A 20,336-nucleotide genomic window follows, 5' to 3' on the forward strand; every position below is an offset into this window, starting at 1 on the left:
GTGAGCACCACGAGCCCCGCCGCCTCCGTCCTGCCGCCCGTCGCGCCCGAGGTGCTCGCCGAAGCCGTCGAGAACCTCACCGCGCGGCTGCGCAAGAAGCTGGACGCCGCCATCGAGAACTGCCGCGCGGGCGCCACCCGCGCGGCGGACGGCAGTATCACCGTCCGCTTCGGCGAGGACGCCCTCGTCACCCTGAGCCCCGGGCCTGCGGGGACGCTCTCGCAGCCCGAACAGGCGGTGTGCACCTGCCTGTTGGCGCCGCGCTGCCTCCACCGGACGGCAGTCCTGGGGGCGGCCCCGATCGCGGACGCGGCGCAGCCGCCCGCACCGGAGCAGCCGCCGACGTCTGCGACCCCGCCGATCCCGGCGACGCCGCCGCCGTCGGGACCGGCGCCTTCGAAACCAAGGCTTGGGGGCCCGGCGCCGTCGGGACCGGAGCCCTCGGGACCGGAGCCTTCCCCACCGGCACAGCCCCTCACCGCCGCCCAGCTCCGTGCGGCGGCCGCCCTCTGGCAGGCGGCCGCCGAAGCGCTGGCCGCCGGTGTGACGGCCGCGGGAGCCGTCGTACAGGCCGAGTTGCTGCGGGCCGCGCACACCGCCCGCCTCGCAGGCCTGCCGCGGGCCGAGGCTGCCGCGCTGCGCGTCGTACGGGGCCTGCGCGCGGCTCGCGAGCGGCACCCCGCCGGGCGCCTCGCCGACCTGGCCGGAGCCTTCCGCGAACTCCTTTACACCGCCGCGCTGTTGGCCTCGGGCTCCACCGACCCGGCGCTGACCGGCGTCGCCCGTCGCGCCTACGCGCCGGGCGGCGGCCTTCAGGTGTACGGGCTGTGCCGGGAGCCCGTCCTCTCCGCCACCGGGTACGGGGGAGTGGTCACCCACCTGGCCGCCGCGGACGGTTCCCGCTACTCCGTCTCCGACGTGCGCCCCGGAGGTCTGGCCCGCGCCCGCGGAGCCGGCTCCGCCTCCGTGGCCCTCGGCGGCGCCACCCTCGACCATGCGGGTCTCGCCCGCGGGGGCCTGCGTATCGTCGGCGCCACGGTCTCCCCGGAAGGCCGGCTCGGCGCCGGACGAGGGGTCAAGGCGACCCCCATGCGCGGAACGCCCTGGAGCGGGCAGCCCGCCGCGGCGCTCTTCGCCCTCCCGGCGGCCGAGGCCGTCGCCCGGTGCCTGGCCGGCTCGCAGGTGGCCGAGCCCGAGCTGCTCGGCTGTGACGTCACCGTCGTCGGCGCGGCCGGCGATCGGCTCCTGGTCCGTGAGGCGCGACCGGACGCGCCGCTGCTGCGGCTGGTGCCCGCGCACCCGCACCCGGAGCTGCCGCACACGGAGAACCTGCGCCGCCTCGCCTCGTACCCCGGGCTCCTGCTGCGCGTCCTGGGCCGGCCGGACCTGGACCGGGCGGCCACCTTGCGGCCCCTGGCCGTGGGCCCGGTGCCGGGCGCCGAGTACACCCTGCGGCTGCCGGAGGAGTGGCTGGACCGCGCGGACCTCGGCTACGACCGCCTCCAGGGAGCTCACTTCCCGCCCCGGGACTCGGCCCCCGCCCGGCAGGCGCCGGCGCTCACCGGCCCGGATCCGCTGGCCGACTCCCCGCTGTGGCGGGTACGCCGACTGCTCGAGAGCGGGGTCGCGGGGGGCCGCCGGGCGGTCGCCGAGGCCGCGCGCGGCGCCTCGGCCCCGGCGCCGTACGGCCCGCTGCGCCGAGCCGGTCTCACCACGGCCGCGGAGCTGGCCACGGCCCTCGCGGCCGAGGCCGACCGCCGCCCGCGTGACGCCTTCGGCCGGCTCGCCGACCCGTCGGCCGATGGCTACGCCCGGGCCTGGTTGGCGTCCGCCACCCATCTCGCGGCGGCGGAACGTTCCCTGGTGGCCGCGTCCTGGGCGGGTTAGCCCACGGCCCGCGGCCAGGCTGTCCAGCGCGGTGAGATCCGCGTCGCTGAGGCCCCGGCGCGGATCGACGCGATGGAGCAGGGCGCGGCCGCGGTGGTGGGAGGCCACCCAGTCGCGGTCGGCGTCGGTGATCTCGTCGTCGACCCGGAGGAAGGGCCGTCCGGCCGCCGGGTGGACGCGGGCCGGGGTCGTTCGCGTCGGTTCCGTGTCGGGTGGGGAGCACCCCATTTGCCCGCCCCGAATGGCGCAGTGGGCAGAAGTGGCACTAGATGTAACAAAGCGTGCGCTTCCCGTGATGCACGATGACCGGCGCGCGATCGTCCGGACCCCTGCGTCGGCGAACGGAGCCTTCGATGAACGACCCCACCACGCTCGCGGCGATGGATGACGCAGACGGCCACGAGCCCCCCGATACCACCGCTCCGGGCGAGACGGGCGCGGAGCCCATACACACCCTGCTGGAAACGGTCGCCACCTGCCGTCCGCTGGAGGAGGTCACCGCGCTGGTCGCCCTCCTCAAGGAGACCGGCCAGCACCCCAACCCCGTACACGAGGCGCTGCGCACGGCCGCCGTCACCCGGCCGGTGCACGAGGTGCGGCGGTTGGTCGCCCTGCTGGGGGAGTCCCCGCAGGAAGTGGTCGAAGCCGACATCACCCTGCGTGCGGCCGCCGTCGGACGGTCCATCGAGGACGTCGCCCTGCTGGTGAGCATCCTCGCCAACGAGGAGCCCGAGGAGGAGTCGCAGGAGCAGGACTCCGCCGAGCCGGCCGCGTCTTCGGAGGAGCCGCACGCCCCGCACGAGCAGCAGGACCAGGATCCGGACGCAGGCGCCGCCGGTGCCGAGGCCCCGGCCGCGGACGCCCGCACCACCCGCCGCCGCGCACGCCGCGCGGCCCGCGCGCCCCGACCCCCACGGACGTTGCGGCAGACCCTGCGCTGGCCCGTGGCACTCTCCCTGCTGGCCGGCGCCGCTCTGCACGTGCCCAGGGACCTGACGACCCTGCCGTCGGTGACACCCGGCCACATCCTTCCACTCCTCGTCACCTTGCTGTGCCTGGGCTTCGGCCTGCTGCTGGCGGTGCGGGACATCACGGCGGTGTGGCGGGCGGGCGCCCTCACCGCGGTCGGCGTCGTCGCCCTGCACCTGCTCGGCGGCGCGGTGCACTTCGCCCCCCTGTCCCATGCGCTGGGCGCGTCCCTGCCCTGGGGGAGCGTCGTCGCGGTGCTGTGCGCCGCGATCGGCGCCCTCCTCGCCGGTGTGGCGCTGCGCCCCGAGCCGGCGCGGCAGACCGTCTCCGACCGGACCTGAGACCGGATGAAGCGCCGCCCCGGGCGCTGCGCGGGGCGCCGCGCCACGCACCGTCGCCTACGCGAGCAGGTTCACCGCCCGGGTGAACACGCGGGGGAGACGGGCGGCCAGCGGGACGATCCGCGGTGCGAGCCGGGGCCGGCCCCGGGCCCAGAGCAAGGACGCGGTGAGCGTGCGGTAGCTGCGGGACAGCTCGCGCCAGGCCCGCTCGTACGCCTGCGGCCGCCCGGCCCGTACGCAGCGGACGAGTTCGCCCGCCGCGGTCACGGCCAGGGTGAGGCCCTCACCGGTCAGCGCGTCGATGTATCCGGCGGCGTCCCCCACGAAGAGCACCCGGCCCGCCACCCGTACGCGAGCCCCCTGCCGCAGCGGCCCGGCACCGCGCACCGCGGCACCGGGGGCCGGGGGCAGCCGCGCCGAGAGCAGCGGGAAGCGGGCGAGCTGTACGTCGAAGGGCGCGTGCTCCGTGGTGAGGACGGCCACGCCGATCAGGTCGGGCGCCAGCGGGGTGACATAGGCCTCGCAGTGATCCGACCAGTGCACCTCGACCAGATTGGTCCACGGCCGCACCGCGTAGTGGCGGCGCAGGCCGTAGCGCGCGGGCCGGCCGGGCGGGGCCGGAGCCGACAGACCCAGGCCGCGCCGGACGGGGGAGTGCAGGCCGTCCGCCGCCACCAGGTACCGGGCCGTGAGCCCGGCCGCGAGCACGTGGTCCTCGTTCTGGCGTACCTCGCCGATGCGCCGGGGGATGATCCGTACGCCCAGCTGGGCCGCGCGCTGCGCCAGCGCGGCCTGCAGGACGGTACGGCGGGTGCCGAGGCCGGGGCCGGAGCGGAACAGCCCCTGCGCCTGCCGGCCGCTGACGCCGTCCAGGTAGCGGATGCCGTCGAACGGCTGCCCGGCCACCGGCACACCCAGCTCCAGGAGGCGGCGTACGGCCCCCGGCATCAGGCCTTCCCCGCAGGCCTTGTCGATGGGGGTGGGCCGCGGCTCCGCGACCACGACCTCCAGGCCGGCGAGGGCGCCGTGGATGGCGGTGGCCAGCCCGGCCGGTCCGCCACCGGCGACCAGCAGGTCGATCACGACGCGCCGCCGGATGCCGGTACGGCGGCGGCCGGGGGCGGGGGCGCGGGAGACCGCCCCGCCTCCGTCAGGGCGGCGTCCTCGCAGCGGATCCGCACGCGCAGCAGCACGAGGTTGAGCACGGTGAAGCCGAGCGCGGTCGCCCAGGCGCTGTGCACCAGCGGCAGCGCGGCTCCTTCCGCCACGACCGCCACGTAGTTGGGGTGGCGCAGCAGGCGGTACGGTCCCGCCTCCACCAGCGGCAGGCCGGGAACGACGAACACCCGCGTGTTCCAGCGGGGCCCGAGGGTGGTGATGCACCACCAGCGGAGCCCCTGGGCCGCCACCGCCAGGCCGAGGGCCGGCCAGCCCAGCACGGGGACGAACGGGCGGCCCGCGGCCCACGGCTCCACCACGCAGCCCACCAGCAGCGCGGCGTGCAGGGTCACCATGGCCGGATAGTGGCCGCGGCCGTATTCGCGGCCGCCGCGCGCCAGGCTCCACGCGGTATGGCGGCGGGCCGTGATCAGCTCGGCGAGACGCTCGGCCACGACGAGGCCGATGAGCAGCAGGTACAAGGTCATCGACATGGGGTCACCAGTCACCGGTCACCAGCGGAGCAGGACGAGTTCGGAGGCGAAGCCCGGACCGAAGGCGATCATCAGCCCGACCGAGCCGGGCGGTGGCGGCCCGGCCGTTTGGATGCCGCTCAGGATGTGCAGGACCGAGGCCGAGGACAGGTTGCCGACGGCCGCCAGCGAGCGCCTGCTCGCCGCGAAGGCGGCCTCGGGCAGCGCCAGTGCCTCCTCCAGGACGTCCAGGATCTTCGGGCCGCCGGGATGGCAGATCCACGCGTCGACGTCCGAGGTCTTGAGGTCGTGCGCGGCGAGGAACGTCTCGACCTCCTCGGCCACGTGCAGCCTCACCAGCTCGGGGACTTCACGGCCGAGCACCATGCGGAAGCCCCAGTGGCCGATGGCCCAGCCGAGCAGGTGCTCGGTGCCCGGGTAGAGGCGGCTGCGCGAGGCCACCACCGAGGGCCCGGCGCCCGCCGGGTACAGCGGGTGACCGCTCCCGACCGCCAGCAGGGCGCCCGCCCCGTCACCGAAGAGGGCCCCGGCCACCAGATTCGCCATCGAGGAGTCCGTGGACTGGAGGGTGAGCGAGCACAGCTCGGTGGACAGCAGGAGGGCCGCGTGGTCCGGCCGGCCCGTCAGGTAGTCGTGGAGATGGCCGACGCCGGCCGCGCCGGCCGCGCAGCCGAGGCCGAAGAGCGGCACCCGCTTCACGTCGGGGCGCAGGCCGGTACGCGTGGCGAGGCGCGCTTCGAGCGAGGGCGTCGCCAGACCCGTCACCGTGGTCGACATGACGAAGTCGATCTCCCGCGCAGCCAGTCCGGCCTCCGCGAGGGCGAGCCCGATCGCTCCGGAGCCGAGCTCCAGGGCGGTCTCCACGAAAAGAGCGTTGGTCGCGCCGAAATCGTTGGACGGCCCGTACCGCGCCAGCGGGAGCGTGAGATGGCGGGTGTCCACGCGCACCGAGGCGTGAACGCGGCGCAGGAGGGCGGTATCGGAGCCCGGCGGCAGGAAACGGGAGAGCGCTGCCGTGATCTCGGACTGCTGATGGCGATGCGGCGGCAACACGCTGCTCACTGCCAGGACACGTGTCATTGATTCACCATAGGAAACAACTGACACTTCGTGAGGAATCACGGGAACCGGGCGCGGCGCCGCATAGCGTGGCGCCGTGCCCGCCCGAACCACAGAGCCCCGACGGCCGCCCGGCCCCGCCACCGCTCTCTCCACGTCCACCGCCACCTCCACCTCCACCGCCCCGTCCACCGCCACCGACGCGCGCCGCAGCACGCTCCCCGGCCTGCTGGCGGCATGCCACCCGCTACCGGCGGCGGCCGTCACCCTCCTCGCCGCCGCGCTGGCGGCCGCCGTGGGCCGCGGTCTCCCCGGGGCCGCCGCCACCGTGGGCGCCGTGGCCGCCGGGCAGCTGTCGGTGGGCTGGTGCAACGACCGGGCCGACCACCGGCGCGACCTGGCCACGGGCCGCCGGGACAAACCCCTGGTGGCCGGTACGGTGCAACCCGCCACCGTGGCCAGGGCAGCGGCCCTGGCCCTGCTGCTCTGCGTCCCGCTGTCGCTGGCGTGCGGGCCGCTCGCCGGCGCCGTGCACCTCGCCGGTGTGGCGGCCGCGTGGGCGTACAACCTCCGGCTGAAGAGCACGCCCGTCTCCTGGCTCCCGTACGCCCTGGCCTTCGGCCTGCTGCCCGCCTTCGTCACCCTGGGCCTGCCGGGCGCGCCCTGGCCCCCGACGTGGCTCACGGCCGCCGCGGCCCTCCTCGGCGCGGGCGCGCACTTCGCCAACGTCCTGCCCGACATCGACGACGACCTCGCCACCGGGGTCAGGGGCCTGCCGCAACGGCTCGGCGTCCGGCGCGCGGGCGTCCTCGCGGGCCTCCTCGTCCTCGGCTCGACCGCCGCCCTGGTGACGGGACCGCCCGGGCGGGTGACGGCGTACGGCTGGGGGCTGCTGGCGGTGACGGCCGCGACGATCCTGCTCGCGGCCTTCCGGCCGGGCGGCCGCGTGCCGTTCCTCGCCACGATGGCGGTCGCCGGAGCCGATGTGGTGCTGCTGCTGGTGGAGCTCCGCCGCTAACGGCCGTCCGGTAACCCTGACCGGTGCACGACGACAGCTACGGGCACCTCGCCGCCCTCAGGGAGTGTTCCGGGTGCGGGTCCAGGTCAGCAGCTGGTCCGCCGTCCAGGTGTTGACGACGCGGTCGGCCGGGACGCCGCACTCCACCGCCCGTTCGCAGCCGAGGATCTGCCAGTCGAGCTGGCCCGGGGCGTGCGCGTCCGTGTCGATGGCGAACAACGTCCCGGTCTCCACGGCCAGCCGCAGCAGCCTCCGTGGCGGATCGAGCCGCTCCGGCCGGCTGTTGATCTCCACCGCGGTACCGGACTCCGCGCAGGCCGCGAAGACCTTTTCCGCGTCGAACTCCGACTCGGGGCGGCCCCGGCCGGTCACCAGCCGCCCCGTGCAGTGGCCGAGGACGTCCATGAGGGGGTTGCGTACGGCCGCGAGCATCCGACGGGTCATCGACGGCGCGTCCATGCGCAGCTTCGAGTGGACGGAGGCGACGACGACGTCGAGCCGGTCCAGCAGCTCCGGCTCCTGGTCGAGGGACCCGTCCAGCAGGATGTCGCACTCGATGCCGGTGAGCAGCCGGAACGGCGCCCAGGTCTCGTTCAGCGCCGCCACCACCCGCAGCTGTTCGCGCAGCCGATCCGGCGAGAGGCCCCGGGCGATCGTCAGACGCGGCGAGTGGTCGGTGAGAGCCGCCCAGGAGTGGCCGAGGCCCGCCGCGGCCCGGCCCATGGCCTCGATCGGGCTGCCCCCGTCCGACCAGTCCGAGTGCAGATGGCAGTCGCCGCGCAGGGCCGCCCGCAGCGCGGCGGCGGCGGGTGTGGCCGGCGGGCCCTCGGGGTGCGCCGCGGCCTCGTCCTCCAGCTTCCGCAGATAGCTCGGGACCGCCCCGCCGAGCGCTTCGACGACGACCTTGGCGGTGGTCGGGCCGATGCCCTTCACCGCCTCCAGCGAACCGGCCCCGGCCCGCTCGGCCATCTCGCGCTCGCCCATCCGTACGAGGGCTGCCGCCGCCGTCCGGAAGGCCTGAACCCGGTACGTCGGCGCCTGCGCGCGCTCCAGCAGGAAGGCGATCCGGTCAAGCGCCGCCACCGGGTCCATCGCGTACCTCCTGGGTCCCAGTGTGACAAGGGGAGGGGCGCCCCGCACGGAGTCCGCCGAAGCCCGCCGGCGCCGGCGGCGCCCGCCTACGGCTTACGGCTCCTGCGGGACCGCGGCGTCGAGGGCGGTGGTGAGCTGGTTCAGGCGGGCCTGGAGGTCCTGGATCTCGGAGAGGTCGAATCCGGTCGAGGTCGCGATCCGCCGCGGCACCTCCTGCGCGCGGGCGCGCAGCGCGAGTCCCTCGTCGGTGAGGTGGGCGTGCACGGACCGCTCGTCCTCGGCGCTGCGCTCGCGGCGGACCAGGCCGGCCGCTTCGAGCCGCTTGAGCAGGGGGGACAGCGTTCCGGAGTCCAGCCGCAGGTGCCGTCCGATCTCCTTGACCGGCATCTCGCCGTGCTCCCACAGCACCAGCATCACCAGGTACTGGGGGTAGGTCAGTCCCAGGTCCTTGAGAACGACGCGGTAGAGGCCGCCGAAGGCGCGGCTCGCGGCGTTCAGCGCGAAGCAGATCTGACCGTCCAGGCGGAGGAAGTCCTGGTCGGGGTGGGTTGCGGTCGGCTTCTCGCTCATGAGGGCCAGTGTACCCGGGATGCACTTGCACGGCATTGAATTGTGCACAACTGAATTGCGTGCTCTACTGGTGGAACGCGGTCAGGTACCGGCCGCACTACTGGTTCACCCTGCGAGAGGACATCCCGATGGACGCGCTGTACACCGCTGTCGCCACCGCCAACGGCCGCGAGGGCCGCACCGTCAGCTCCGACGGCCAGATCGACCTCGCGCTGGCCATGCCCCCGGCCCTCGGCGGCAACGGTCAGGGCACCAACCCCGAGCAGCTCTTCGCGGCCGGGTACGCGGCGTGCTTCGCCAGCGCGCTCGGCCTCGTCGGCCGTCAGGCGAGGGTCGACACGAGCGAAGTGTCGGTGACGGCGGAGGTCTCCATCGGCAAGGACGGCGCCGGCTTCGGCCTGGCCGCCACCCTGCGCATCGAGCTCCCGGAATCCCTGGCGGGCGAGACGGGCGCCCTACTCGTGAAGCAGGCGCACGAGTTCTGCCCGTACTCCAAGGCGACCCGCGGCAACATCACCGTCGAGCTCGTCATCGAGTAGTCATCGCACCAGGGAGGGGCGCCGTCGCCGCGAGGGATCAGGGCCAGTCCCACCGCGCGTCGAAGCCGGACGCCTTCCGGCGGCCACACCCGGCGCCGACCGCATTCTGGCCCACCGGGCAAGCCCGGCGGCAGGCTGCCCCCGCGCAGGGCCGCCTGATCGGGCAGGGGCCGTGGCGCCGCTGAAAGTCCTTGCCCCGGACCCGTTTTGGATTGCCGGACGATCCTCAATACGATCCGGCGATGATCACTAGAAAACGGCTGGCGGCCGGGGCGTGCGGCCTGCTCGCCGCCCTGGCCGTCGGGCTCTTCCCGGCGAGCGCCGCCGCCGATGAACCGGCCGCGAAGGAACCCCCCAAGGTCGAACTCGTCCTGGACGTCAGCGGCTCCATGCGGGCGACCGACATCGACGGTCAGTCCCGGATGGCCGCGGCGAAGCAGGCCTTCAACGAAGTACTCGACGCGGTACCCGACGACGTCCGCCTCGGCATACGCACCCTCGGCGCGAACTACGCCGGCGAGGACAAGGCGCTCGGCTGCAAGGACACCAAGCAGCTGTACCCGGTCGGCCCCTTGGACCGCACCGAGGCGAAGACCGCCGTCGCGACGCTCGCCCCCACCGGGTGGACGCCGATCGGACCCGCCCTGCTCGGTGCGGCCCAGGACCTGGAGGGCGGCAACGCCACCCGCCGGATCGTACTCATCACGGACGGCGAGGACACCTGCGCCCCGCTCGACCCGTGCGAAGTGGCCCGCGACATCGCCGCCAAGGGCATCCACCTCGTCATCGACACCCTCGGGCTGGTCCCGGACGCCAAGACGCGGGCCCAGCTGACCTGCATCGCCGAGGCCACCGGCGGTACGTACACCTCGGTGCAGCACACGGCCGAACTCTCGGGGCGGGTCCGCCAGTTGGTCGACCGGGCCGCCGACCCGGTCGTCACCCCCGTGGCGACCGAGGGCGCCAAGCAGTGCGAAGGCGCCCCCCAGCTCAAGGCGGGTCTGTACAGCGACCGCGAGACCTTCGGGGAGCACCGCTGGTACCGGGTCGATGTCCGGCCGGGCCAGGAGCTGCGCGCCTCGGTCAGCATCGCCGCCGACCGCGCCGTCAACAACGACTACGGCGTCCTGCTGCGCGCGACGACCGTCCACGGGCGCGAGATCGTACGCGGCTCGGAGGCGGGTGACGGGCGTACCGACGTACTCTCCACCGGCCTGCGCTACCCGAAGGCCGAGGCCGACGACACGGACGGAGACGGGGACACCGAACCGCCGGCGGAGACCGTCTGCATCCAGGTCAGCAACTCCTTCTCCGCGCCCGCCTCCGTCAAGACCACCCCCGGCATGCCCGTCGAGCTGACCATCGACCTGGTGGACGGGCCCGACGCGGCGTCCGACGCCGCCGCCTTCGGTCTCGGACGCGGGTGGTGGCTCCTGGCCGTGCTGGTGCTCACCGGACTGGTGGCAGGCCTGGTGTGGGGATGGATCTCCCGCTGGCGCATCTCCGTCTGGAGGACCAACTGATGCGTACCGCACGCATACTGACCGCCGCCCTGCTCACCGGCACCGCCCTGCTCACGACGGCGGGAACGGCCGCTGCCGGTACCCCGTCGGCAAGCCCGAGCCCTAGTACCGGCACGGGGGACAAGGACGCCAAGGGCGACCGGGCAGAAGCCGCGCCGACCGAGGCGGGCACCGGTTTCCGCACCGCCACGGCATTTCGCCCGGGGCAGCGGGCCACGGCCGGCGCATCCACCGGCGACTACCTCTACTGGGTGCTCCCCGTCGACGCCCAGCAGCGCGTCACGGTGAAGGCCACGGTCACGCTGCCCGAATCCGGGACCCGGCACGGCGCCTCCACCTGGCAGCTCGACGTGTACGACGGCCTGCGCCGCCGGCAGGCGTGCACCTACGGCACGCAGACCCGGGCGGCGGCCAAGGAAGCCGCCTCGGTCGAACTGTCCTGCACCCTGCGCACGGTCCGCGCCGGGGCGGAACCCTGGTCGAACGACCCGCTGCCCGGCAGTTACTACGTACGCCTGACGGTCGTGGACCTGCCGGACGAGGACCTCGGCCTGCCCGTACGCGCGGCCGTGGAGGCGGCGGTGAAGGAGTCCGGCGGCGCCCACGCCGTGGACGGCGCCCTCTCCGCCGCCCTGGTCCCCGGCACCGGGACCTCCGCCCTGCGCGAGCCGGAGGACGGCTGGGCGGGCGGCTGGTGGTCCGACCGCTGGGTATGGACCGCCGCCGGCGGTCTCCTCGGCGCCCTCGCGGGCATCTTCGGATACGGCCTCACGCGCGGGTCCGGCCGCCCGCCCCGGGTCCCGTCCGGCGCCTGAACAGGCACGCGGTCGCGGCCCGGGCAGCTCGACGGGCCGTGACCGCGACGGGCCGCGAGCGGCACGACCGACCACCAGCGGCCACGACCGACCACCAGCGGCCACGAACGGCCACCACCCGACCGGCCGCCCGCCGCCCTACAAGTGGCTCCGGCTGCCGTGCGGCTCGGCCCACCGGCGGTGCAGGGCCGCCCGGGCGCTCTCCGGGAGCACGCGGGTGATCCGCTCTCCTGCCCGAGTGCGCAGCGAGCCGGCCACCTTCCGGGGCCGGCCGGCCATCATCGCTGCGTAACCCTGCCTGGCCACCAGCGCGGGATCGTCCTTCTTCGTCCGGCCGATCCGCGTGTCGAGCAGGCCGGCCCGCAGGAAGAACCGAGTGTCGGTGGCGCCCGGCATGAGGGCGGTGACGGTGACACCCGTGCCCTTCAGCTCGCTCCCCAACGCGCGGGCGAAGGACTGGAGGAAGGCCTTGGAGGCGTTGTAGACGGCGTGGTAGGGGCCCGGCATCTCCGCCGCGACGGACGAGGTGATCAGCAGGCGGCCCTCCCCGCGTGCGGCCATGTCCGCCAGCAGGCGCCTGGCCAGGTGCACCGTGGAGGAGATGTTGACGTCGATGACGCGCGCCTGATCGGCGAGGTCGGTCTCCAGGAAGGGGCCGCCCAGTCCGATGCCGGCATTGAGGACGGCGGCGTTCACCGGCCGGCCGAGAGCCCGCAGGTCGCCGTGGAGGGCCTCGACGCCGTCGTAGGTGGCCAGGTCGGTCCGCACCGCCCGCACCGCTGTGCCGTGGGCGCGCAACCGCTCGGCCGCCTCGTCCAGGAGCTCGTCCTCGGCGACCACGACCAGGTCGTATCCGTGACGCGCGCACTCCCGGGCCAGCTCGAAGCCGATGCCGCTGGAGGCACCGGTGACGACGGCCAGAGGGCGTGAGGTGTTCATACGCTGCCGCTACCCGCCCGGCGCCGCATCACCGCTGCCGGGCAGGAATTCCTGGATTTTGGCCTTGACCCCCTGGCGGACCACGGAGGCGCGGTCGCTGTCCCCGCGCAGCATCGCCGAGGCCGCCGCCTTGACCTGGTCGAAGGTGGAGTGGGGCGGAATCGGCGGCACGGCCGGGTCGGTGCGGAAGTCGATGACGAAGGGGCGGTCCGCGGCCAGCGCCTTGCGCCAGGCCGGTTCCACGTCCTCGGGGCGCTCCACCCGGGTCCCGTACAGGCCGAGCTGGGCGGCGAAGTCGGCGTAGCGCACGTCGGGCAGCGCCTGCGACTGCTCGAACCGCGGCGCTCCCTCCATGGCGCGCATCTCCCAGGTGACCTGGTTGAGGTCGCGGTTGTTCAGCACGGCCACGACCAGGCGGGGGTCGGACCACTGCCGGTAGTACTTGGCGATCGTGATCAGTTCCGCCATGCCGTTCATCTGCATCGCACCGTCGCCGACGAGGGCGATGGCCGGCCGGCCGGGATGGGCGAACTTCGCGCCGATGACGTAGGGGACCCCGGGCCCCATGGTGGCCAGGGTGCCGGAGAGCGAACCGCGCATGCTGCCCCGCATCCGCAGGTGACGCGCGTACCAGTTGGCGGCGGAACCGGAGTCCGCGGCCAGGATGACGTCGTCGGGCAGCAGCGCGTCCAGCGTGTGGACGACGTACTCGGGGTTCAGCGGATCGGCGGGCACCGCCGCCCGGCGCTCCATCACCTCCCACCAGCGTTCGTTGCCCTGCTCGATCGTGTCGCGCCAGGACCGGTCGCTCTTTCGTTCCAGCAGCGGAATCAGGCGCTTGAGCGTCTCGGCGGCGTCACCCACGAGGTTCGCCTCGAACGGGTAGCGCAGTCCGACCAACGCGGGCTCGATGTCGATCTGCACGCCCCTGGCCTGGCCGAACTCGGGAAGGAACTGGCTGTAAGGGAAGCTGGAGCCGACGACGAGGAGGGTGTCGCAGTCCCGCATCAGCTCGTACGACGGCCGGGTGCCGAGCAGGCCGATCGAGCCGGTGACGAAGGGCAGCGTGTCGGGCAGTACGTCCTTGCCCAGCAGCGCCTTCGCCACGCCCGCGCCCAGCAGCTCGGCCACCTCCTCGACCTCGCCGCGAGCGTGCCGGGCGCCCTGGCCGATCAGCATCGCGACCTTCTCGCCGGCGTTGAGGATCTCCGCGCAGCGGGTCAGCTCCTCCTCGGCCGGGACGGGCGCGAAGCGGCCCACGCCCTGGCTGGAGGGCACCATCTTGAAGGCGTGGGAGGGCGGCTCGTACGGCAGGTCCTGCACGTCCCCCGGGATGATCACCGCCGTCACGGTACGCCGGGCCGCGGCCACGCGCAGAGCGCGGTCCAGGACGTTGGGCAGCTGCTGCGGGACGGTGACCATCTCGCAGAAGTCCGAGGCCACGTCCTTGAAGAGGGAGAGCAGGTCCACCTCCTGCTGGTAGGAGCCGCCCATCGCGCTGCGGTCGGTCTGCCCGACGATGGCGACCACCGGGACGTGGTCGAGCTTGGCGTCGTAGAGGCCGTTGAGGAGATGGATGGCGCCCGGGCCGGAGGTGGCGGCGCACACGCCGGTCCGGCCCGAGAACTTCGCGTACCCGACGGCCTGGAAGGCGGACATCTCCTCGTGCCGGGACTGAATGAACCGCGGATCGTCGTCCGCCCGCCCCCAGGCCGCGAGAAGGCCGTTGATTCCGTCTCCGGGGTAGGCGAAGACGTACTCCACGTCCCATTCCCGCAGCCGTTCCAGCACATGGTCCGAGACCTTCATCGCGCGGGCTCCGTTCGTATCCGTTCGTATCCGGTCCGATCCGGCCCGAGCGGGACCGGCGGCGCGGTACGCGCCTGCTTCGCGGCTAACCCGTCCGCCGCCGCACAAACGTCCCCGCCGCCCGCGGGCCGCCCTGGCCGCGGGTCAGCGCGCTCCGGCCGTGGCGTTCCTCCCACCAGGTGCCGTCCGCGCAGAGCCATACGGGTGATTTGTGCGGAAGGGTGAAGGAGCGGGGCGAGGCGCTCGCGGTGGGACGCGGAGTGCGTTGCGACGGGCGAGGTAAATCCTTTCTGCAGTGTGCGCGACCGGGCTCTCCACGCGGCGCCGACCCGCCCTCTGATGGCGGTGCCGGCCGATGGGCCAAGAGAGGCAGGCCCTCTCAAGCCCCGGCCGAGGCGCGTCCGATGGAGAGGGAGGCCGCCCCCGGAACGACACCTGAGAGGGGAGCGGCCGTCTCGTGACGACTGCCCAACCTGAGGGAGTTCTCTCCATGCGCATGCTCGTGCGTCTGACCACCGCAGCCCTGATCGCGATGACCCCGGCCCTCGCCGGTACGGCGTCCGCGGTGCAACCGTCCCCGGAGCCCGCCCCGCTGCTCACCTCCGCGAACGCGGTGCCGGGCAAGTACATCGTGACCCTCGACAAGACGGTGGACGCGGCCAAGCTGGCGGAGAAGCTGCTGCTTAAGCCCAGCTTCGTCTACAAGGCGGCGATGAACGGGTTCGCCGTTCCGCTCAGCCCGGCGCAGCTGACGACCGTCCGCAACTCCCTCGGAGTGAAGTCCGTGGAGGAGGACGCGAGCATCACCGCCCTGCCGAGCCCGGCCAGCCCGAGCACGCTCCGGGGGCCGGCCTCGACGTGGGGCCTGGACCGGATCGACCAGCGGAGCCTCCCGCTCGACAACAGCTTCAGCCCCCAGGGCAACGGCGCGGGCGTGACCGCGTACATCCTGGACACCGGCATCGACTACAAGCACGCCGAGTTCGGCGGCCGGGCCGTCCCGGGCTTCGACGCCATCGGCGACGGTAAGAACGGCCTGGACTGCCAGGGCCACGGCACCCACGTCGCCGGCACGGTCGCCGGCGCGACGTACGGCGTCGCCCGCAAGGCCAACCTCGTCAGCGTCCGCGTCCTGGGCTGCGACGGCAAGGGCACCTGGTCGGGGATCATCGCCGGCATGGACTGGGTCGCCAAGAACGCCAAGCAGCCCGCCGTCCTCAACGGCTCCCTGGGCGGGGTCAAGTCCGTAGCTGTCAACGATGCCGCCACCGCCCTCTCCGACGCCGGCGTCCTCCCGGTCGTCGCGGCCGGCAACGAATCCCAGGACGCGTGCAACGTCTCGCCCGCCTCCGCCCAGCGGGTCCTCACCGTCGCGGCGAGCAACAAGTGGGACGAGGAGACCTCCTTCTCCAACTACGGCAACTGCGTCTCGGTCTACGCTCCCGGCCAGTCCATCGACTCGGCCAAGCTCGGCGGTGGCGCCATCGCCCTGAGCGGCACCTCCATGGCCTCCCCGCACGTGGCCGGCGTCGCCGCGCTCTACAAGGCGAACCACCCCACGGCGACCCCGGCGGAGATCTACGAGTTCATCGCTGCCAAGTCGACCAAGGACGTCCTGAACAGCGTCAGCAAGTCCTCCCCCAACCAGATCGTCTTCACCAACGGCCTCTAGCAGGCCGGACACCCCCTGGACCCCGTGCGGGGGCGCATACGGTGCGCCCCCCCACGGCGGACGTCCAGGACAGTCAGGACGTCCAGGACAGTCAGGACGTCCTGGCCGTTCAGGACTGCCGGACCGTCCGGACCGTGCCGGGCAGGGTCTAGCCGAGCCGGGTGAGCCGGGTACCGAGCGAGGGCTCGGCCAGAGCGCCCCGCACCGCGACCGGCACGCTCTTGGCGCCGTCCCCGTCGCCGACCGTCAGTACGCCCACCTCCGCCCCCGCCTTCGCGGTGCGCGGCACCGGCTTCGTGCCGGTGCCGAGGGAGAGCCGCAGCGCCTGGCCCGGTACGCCGACGACGTTCAGGTCCCCCGTGGCCACCAGCGCGGTTCGGCCGCCGAGCCCGTCGTCCACGTAGCCCACCGTCTGGCCCTTGCGGACGGCCGTGACCGACGCCAGCGCCTGCCGTACGGCCTCGATGACCTTCTTGCTGTTCGCCTTCACCAGGAGCAGGCTGTTCGAGGCGTTGGGGTCGGGCCCGTCCACGTGCTGGTCCATCATCGTGCCGAGGATCAGTGGGGTCTCGTCGCCGACCGTCTTGTACGCCGCCCACATCAGGGCGCCGCCGGCGGGCGAACTCGACCCGGTCTTGATGCCCCTGATGCTCAGGCCGGGGGCTGTGAGCAGGGTGCCGTTGTTGTTGTAGATCGGCTGGGGCAGCCCCTTGATCCTCGCGTCGGGCAGGGCGACGATCGCGCGGAAGGCGTCGTCCTTCATGACCGCCTCGGCGAGTTTCAGCTGATCGACGGCGGTGCTGACGGTGCCCGCGTCCAGACCGCTGGGGTCGGTGTACGTGGTGTCCTTCATCCCGAGCTCCCGGGCGGCGGCGTTCATCTTGGCCACGAACGCCGCTTCGGAGTCGGTGCCGGTGTCCCAACGTGCCAGCAGGCGGGCGATGTTGTTGCCCGACGGGATCATGAGCATCTTGAGCATGTCCTGCTGGCTGAACTTCGTCCCGGCGGTGAGGCCTTCGATCCGGGATTCGTTCTCGGAAGTACCGTCCGCCACGGTCTTCGCGTCGACCTCGATCTCCGGGCCGGGATCGGTGGTGCGCAGCGGGTGGTTCTTGAGGATCACGTACGCCGTCATCACCTTGGCCACGCTGGCCGTGGGCACGGGCTTCTGTTCGCCGAAGGTGCCGATGTCACCGGAACCGGGGACGCGGACGGCCCCTTGGCCCTCGGCCGGCCAGGGGATGGTGAACTGGCCGCCGACGGTGTGGACGGGCGCGGCGGCGACGACGTGCGGGGCGGGCAGGGGACGCAGCAGCTGGGCGCCGGTGAAGGCGCCGGCCAGCAGCAGCAGGATCGGCGCCCATACCTTGAGCCGGCGCACCAGGGTCCGGCGCGGTGTCTCCGGCGGGGCAGCGGTGTTGGTGAGCTCGGCCAGCAGCTCCAGCGGGGGCAGTGGCGCCTGCAGGGTCGGCTCCACGAACCCGGATGCGGGCGGGGCGGGCGGGTCGCCCGGGGCCGGGGCGTCCAACGCCTCGGGGAGTACGAACTGACTCTTCCGCTCCGCGGCCGGCCAGGGCTCCACCCGCGCGGCCGGCCCCGTATCGGCGCCTTCCCCGCCGGATCCCGCGTGCCCGGTCTTCAGCCCGGTCTTCAGCCCGGTCTTCAGCCCGGCCCGAGGCCCAGCCTCCGCCGGGGGCGGGTTCGACCCCTCGGGCTCCGGCTCGGGCTCCGGCCCGAGCGCGAGCCCGACTTCGGCCGGTTTCGCGGGGCGGTCGGCTCTCGTCGCTGTCGCGACCGCGACCGCGGATCCGGACGCTGCCTCCGGCTCGTCGGTGCGCGCCTGCGACTCACCGTCTCCTTGAGGCGGGTTCGCGTCCTCGGGCGGGGCTTCGGCCTCGGGCGTGTCCGCCGGGCCGGCGTCTTCCCCCATGGCCCCGGCCTCCGGGCCGGGCTCCGCATCCGGTTCGTCGGAGCCGTCGGGCCGTGCCCTCGGCCCGGCCTCCGCCCCGGGCTCGTCCGAGTCCGCACGTTCTGCCCCGGCCCCGGCCTCCGGGCCGGGCTCCGCGCCCGGTTCGTCGGAGCCGTCGGGCCGTGCCCTCGGCCCGGCCTCCGGGCCGGTCTCATCCGAGCCCGCACGTTCTGCCCCGGGCCCGGGCTCGGGCTCGTCGGAGTCCGCGGGTCCTGCCCCGGCCTCTGCCCCTGCCTCGGGCAGGTCCGCGTCCTCCGGCCGGGCTTCGGCCTCGGGCGCGTCCGTTGAGCCGGACCCGTCACCTGGCGTCCCGGCCCCGGACCCCGGACCTGCCTCAGGCTCGCCGGAGCGCTCCGGCTCGGCCTCTGCCCCGGAATCGGCCCGGGGCTGGTCCGAGTCCTCGGGCTCGGGTACGGGTTCGATTGGGGGAGCCTCCGCCGCTGCGGCCCCTTCCCCCGTGGCGGACGCCGCAGCCGCAGCCTCAGCCGGGGCCCCCGCGCCCGGCTCATCCGTCCGGACGCGCTCCGGAGTGCCGGAGGTCCCGTCCGTCACCCTTACCGCTCTCATCCCATCCCCGCCTTGCTGCTCACACCCGGCCACCAGCCCGCCGGTTCTTGCCGATACCGTGCGACGACGCCCCTCCCCGGGGCCTCGCCGCACCCCTAGATGACCGCCGCGTGCCAGCCGTTCCGTACGCCGGATGCTGTGACAGTTCGGTCATACTCCGCCTGGACCTGGCCGGCAGGGCGTACCGGACGGGCCCGCGTGCGCCACCCGGCGCACGCGCGGCCGTGGCGGTCAGCGGCGGTCAGCGGCGGTGCAGCGTCTGCAACGCCTCGATCAGCACCTTGGGATCGTGCTGCCCCTTGTAGACGGGCGGCGGCTGCCTGTCGAGTCCGAGGAGCGTGGCCACCGCCGTCCACGCGGTGCGGACGGAGTATTCGACGGTGAAGACCACATCGTCGGGGAGCTCGGCGTACTGGCCGATGAAGGCGAGATTGACCGACCGCTCGGGGACGACCGGCGGTCGGTCCCCCCGGGAACGCACCAGGAACTGGCTGGTGATGTAGGGCATCAGGGCCGGGATGACGATGGACCGGTCGAGGATCTGCGGGCGCTCTTCGAAGCGCAGGTGCCGCAGCACCTCGTCCAGGATCTCCCGGCCGGTGCATTGCGACATGGGCTTCTTGACGAAGTCTCCGTCGCGCCCCGGGAAGAGTGCGTAGCCCCACCACACGAAGGTGTCCTCGGGCTGACCGCGGAAGTGCGGCTGGTGGTTGAGGACGATCGTCAGCAGCCAGCTGGAATCCTTGAAGGTGATCAGGCCCCCCTTGCCGGCCTCGCTGCCGCTGAACTCCTGCATCAGCTTGAAGAAGGTCGGGTCCTGCGTCGTGACCGTGAACGACTCCCAGGTCGAGTCCTCCACGGAGGAGCAGAAGACCGAGGGGTTGCCGAGGAGGCCGGGCCGCTTGGCGGCGAGCGTCTCCCACAACCGCCAGGCGCCCGCTGTCCGCGAAGTGTCCAGGACGGGCGCGGTGTCGGTGTCGCCCAGTGTCGAGTCCGCGGTCATCGACCCGTTGGTCACCATCACCAGGTCATCGGGCCCGATGGGTGTCTCGCCGCTCTCGCCGTCGCGCTCCCAGCCGAGTGCCTCGACGGTCAGGGCATCGCCCGCGGCCAGGCGCAGGTCGGTGACGCGGGTGCCGAGCCGCAGCTCCACGCCCTGATCGGTCAGCCACTTCAGCAGGGGGCGCACGATGGAGTCGAACTGGTTGAACTTGGTGCGGTAGATGCCCGACATGGTGTCGAAGGTCTTGAAGAGGTGGACGAACCTGTTGAGGTAGCGCCGGAATTCGATGGCGCTGTGCCAGGGTTCGAAGGCGAAGGTCGTGCACCACATCCACCAGAAGTTGGTGGTGAAGAACCCCTCGCTGAAGCAGTCGGTGATGCGCTTTCCGTCGAGCTGGTGCTCGGGGGTCGCCACGCACCTGACGAGTTCGAGGCGGTCCCGCTCGGAGAAGGTCATCGAGTGGGCGTCGATGACCTGGCCCCCGCCGTCGACGAGCCGGGCGCGGTCGTCCCAGGCGAAGTCCTCGTGGAAGGCGAAGGTGTCCTCGGTGACCGACTTCGAGGGGTCGTCGAGGGACGGGATCGAGCCGAGGAGGTCGTATGTACAGTCGAAATGGATCTCGAACATGCGGCCGCCGCGCATGGTGTAGCCCGTCTCCGGCGAGCCCGCCGCGTCCAAGCTGCCGCCCTCGCGGTCCTGTTCCTCCAGGATGACGATGTCGCGGCCGTCGAAGCCGCCGTCGCGGATCAGGAATGCCGCCGCGGACAGTGAGGCGATCCCGCTGCCGACCAGATGGGCCTTGGCCATCCCGGTACCTTTCTCGACCGCCAGGGGGAGCCCTGGACGGCTTAGACAGTACCGATGCATCCCGTTATGACCTGGTATGGCGCGCACGGCGGGCTCGGGCGGCTC

Annotated in this window: 16 protein-coding genes; 7 read left to right on the forward strand and 9 right to left on the reverse strand. The window is 73.5% G+C overall.

The genetic code is table 11. The features are described from left to right. Window positions 1-1,887 carry a hypothetical protein gene (locus ABZX75_RS03835; protein ID WP_355407932.1) on the forward strand — a complete coding sequence of 629 codons (1,887 nt, stop codon included), beginning with the start codon at window positions 1-3 and terminating at the stop codon, window positions 1,885-1,887. A gap of 353 nt (window positions 1,888-2,240) precedes the next feature. Further along, on the forward strand, window positions 2,241-3,197 hold the full coding sequence (locus ABZX75_RS03840; protein WP_355407485.1) for a hypothetical protein: 957 nt from the start codon (window positions 2,241-2,243) through the stop codon (window positions 3,195-3,197). Between the two features lie 57 nt (window positions 3,198-3,254). Here ABZX75_RS03840 and ABZX75_RS03845 read toward each other — a convergent pair whose 3' ends face one another. From ABZX75_RS03845 to ABZX75_RS03855, 3 genes are read right to left on the reverse strand one after another with little or no spacing between them, the layout of a single operon-like run. Beyond that, the gene (locus ABZX75_RS03845; RefSeq protein WP_355407487.1) at window positions 3,255-4,280 is read right to left on the reverse strand and encodes an NAD(P)/FAD-dependent oxidoreductase; all 1,026 of its coding nucleotides are present in this window, start codon (window positions 4,278-4,280) and stop codon (window positions 3,255-3,257) included. After that, window positions 4,277-4,843: an isoprenylcysteine carboxyl methyltransferase family protein gene (locus ABZX75_RS03850; protein WP_355407934.1), complete on the reverse strand. Its 567-nt coding sequence runs from the start codon at window positions 4,841-4,843 to the stop codon at window positions 4,277-4,279. The genes ABZX75_RS03845 and ABZX75_RS03850 overlap by 4 nt, the downstream gene beginning before the upstream one ends. 24 nt (window positions 4,844-4,867) lie before the next feature. Next, on the reverse strand, window positions 4,868-5,929 hold the full coding sequence (locus ABZX75_RS03855; protein ID WP_355407489.1) for a 3-oxoacyl-[acyl-carrier-protein] synthase III C-terminal domain-containing protein: 1,062 nt from the start codon (window positions 5,927-5,929) through the stop codon (window positions 4,868-4,870). A gap of 76 nt (window positions 5,930-6,005) precedes the next feature. On the opposite strand from ABZX75_RS03855, the gene ABZX75_RS03860 reads away from it, so the two are divergent. Further along, on the forward strand, window positions 6,006-6,926 hold the full coding sequence (locus ABZX75_RS03860) for a UbiA family prenyltransferase (protein ID WP_355407491.1): 921 nt from the start codon (window positions 6,006-6,008) through the stop codon (window positions 6,924-6,926). Between the two features lie 57 nt (window positions 6,927-6,983). On the opposite strand, the gene ABZX75_RS03865 is transcribed toward ABZX75_RS03860, so the two are convergent. Beyond that, the gene (locus tag ABZX75_RS03865) at window positions 6,984-8,018 is read right to left on the reverse strand and encodes a PHP domain-containing protein (protein WP_355407493.1); all 1,035 of its coding nucleotides are present in this window, start codon (window positions 8,016-8,018) and stop codon (window positions 6,984-6,986) included. Window positions 8,019-8,111: 93 nt separating this feature from the next. After that, window positions 8,112-8,588: a MarR family transcriptional regulator gene (locus ABZX75_RS03870; RefSeq protein WP_355407495.1), complete on the reverse strand. Its 477-nt coding sequence runs from the start codon at window positions 8,586-8,588 to the stop codon at window positions 8,112-8,114. A 128-nt stretch (window positions 8,589-8,716) separates the two neighbouring features. Here ABZX75_RS03870 and ABZX75_RS03875 point away from each other — a divergent pair, with 128 nt between their 5' ends. From ABZX75_RS03875 to ABZX75_RS03885, 3 genes are all read left to right on the forward strand, one after another. Beyond that, window positions 8,717-9,127 carry an organic hydroperoxide resistance protein gene (locus ABZX75_RS03875; RefSeq protein ID WP_355407936.1) on the forward strand — a complete coding sequence of 137 codons (411 nt, stop codon included), beginning with the start codon at window positions 8,717-8,719 and terminating at the stop codon, window positions 9,125-9,127. Between the two features lie 242 nt (window positions 9,128-9,369). Further along, window positions 9,370-10,650 (forward strand): VWA domain-containing protein, encoded by a 1,281-nt coding sequence (locus tag ABZX75_RS03880; protein WP_355407497.1) that lies wholly within the window; start codon window positions 9,370-9,372, stop codon window positions 10,648-10,650. Next, window positions 10,650-11,465: a hypothetical protein gene (locus tag ABZX75_RS03885; RefSeq protein WP_355407499.1), complete on the forward strand. Its 816-nt coding sequence runs from the start codon at window positions 10,650-10,652 to the stop codon at window positions 11,463-11,465. The genes ABZX75_RS03880 and ABZX75_RS03885 overlap by 1 nt, the downstream gene beginning before the upstream one ends. A gap of 138 nt (window positions 11,466-11,603) precedes the next feature. On the opposite strand, the gene ABZX75_RS03890 is transcribed toward ABZX75_RS03885, so the two are convergent. Both ABZX75_RS03890 and ABZX75_RS03895 read right to left on the reverse strand, forming a co-directional pair. Beyond that, window positions 11,604-12,404 carry an SDR family NAD(P)-dependent oxidoreductase gene (locus ABZX75_RS03890; RefSeq protein WP_355407501.1) on the reverse strand — a complete coding sequence of 267 codons (801 nt, stop codon included), beginning with the start codon at window positions 12,402-12,404 and terminating at the stop codon, window positions 11,604-11,606. A gap of 9 nt (window positions 12,405-12,413) precedes the next feature. Next, window positions 12,414-14,213 (reverse strand): thiamine pyrophosphate-requiring protein, encoded by a 1,800-nt coding sequence (locus ABZX75_RS03895; RefSeq protein WP_355407502.1) that lies wholly within the window; start codon window positions 14,211-14,213, stop codon window positions 12,414-12,416. Window positions 14,214-14,703: 490 nt separating this feature from the next. Here ABZX75_RS03895 and ABZX75_RS03900 point away from each other — a divergent pair, with 490 nt between their 5' ends. Then, entirely contained in the window at window positions 14,704-15,885 is a 1,182-nt protein-coding gene (locus ABZX75_RS03900) for a S8 family peptidase (protein WP_355407503.1), read from the forward strand. A 148-nt stretch (window positions 15,886-16,033) separates the two neighbouring features. Here the strand turns inward: ABZX75_RS03900 and ABZX75_RS03905 are convergent, their stop codons facing one another. Together ABZX75_RS03905 and ABZX75_RS03910 are read right to left on the reverse strand one after the other, a co-directional pair. Further along, window positions 16,034-17,815 (reverse strand): serine hydrolase, encoded by a 1,782-nt coding sequence (locus ABZX75_RS03905; RefSeq protein ID WP_355407505.1) that lies wholly within the window; start codon window positions 17,813-17,815, stop codon window positions 16,034-16,036. An 847-nt stretch (window positions 17,816-18,662) separates the two neighbouring features. After that, complete coding sequence (locus ABZX75_RS03910) at window positions 18,663-20,231, reverse strand: oleate hydratase (RefSeq protein WP_355407507.1); 1,569 nt, start codon at window positions 20,229-20,231, stop codon at window positions 18,663-18,665. Between the last annotated feature and the right edge of the window lie 105 nt (window positions 20,232-20,336).

The organism is Streptomyces sp. NPDC003038 (genome assembly GCF_040611115.1).
In the GTDB taxonomy this organism is placed as follows: domain Bacteria; phylum Actinomycetota; class Actinomycetes; order Streptomycetales; family Streptomycetaceae; genus Streptomyces.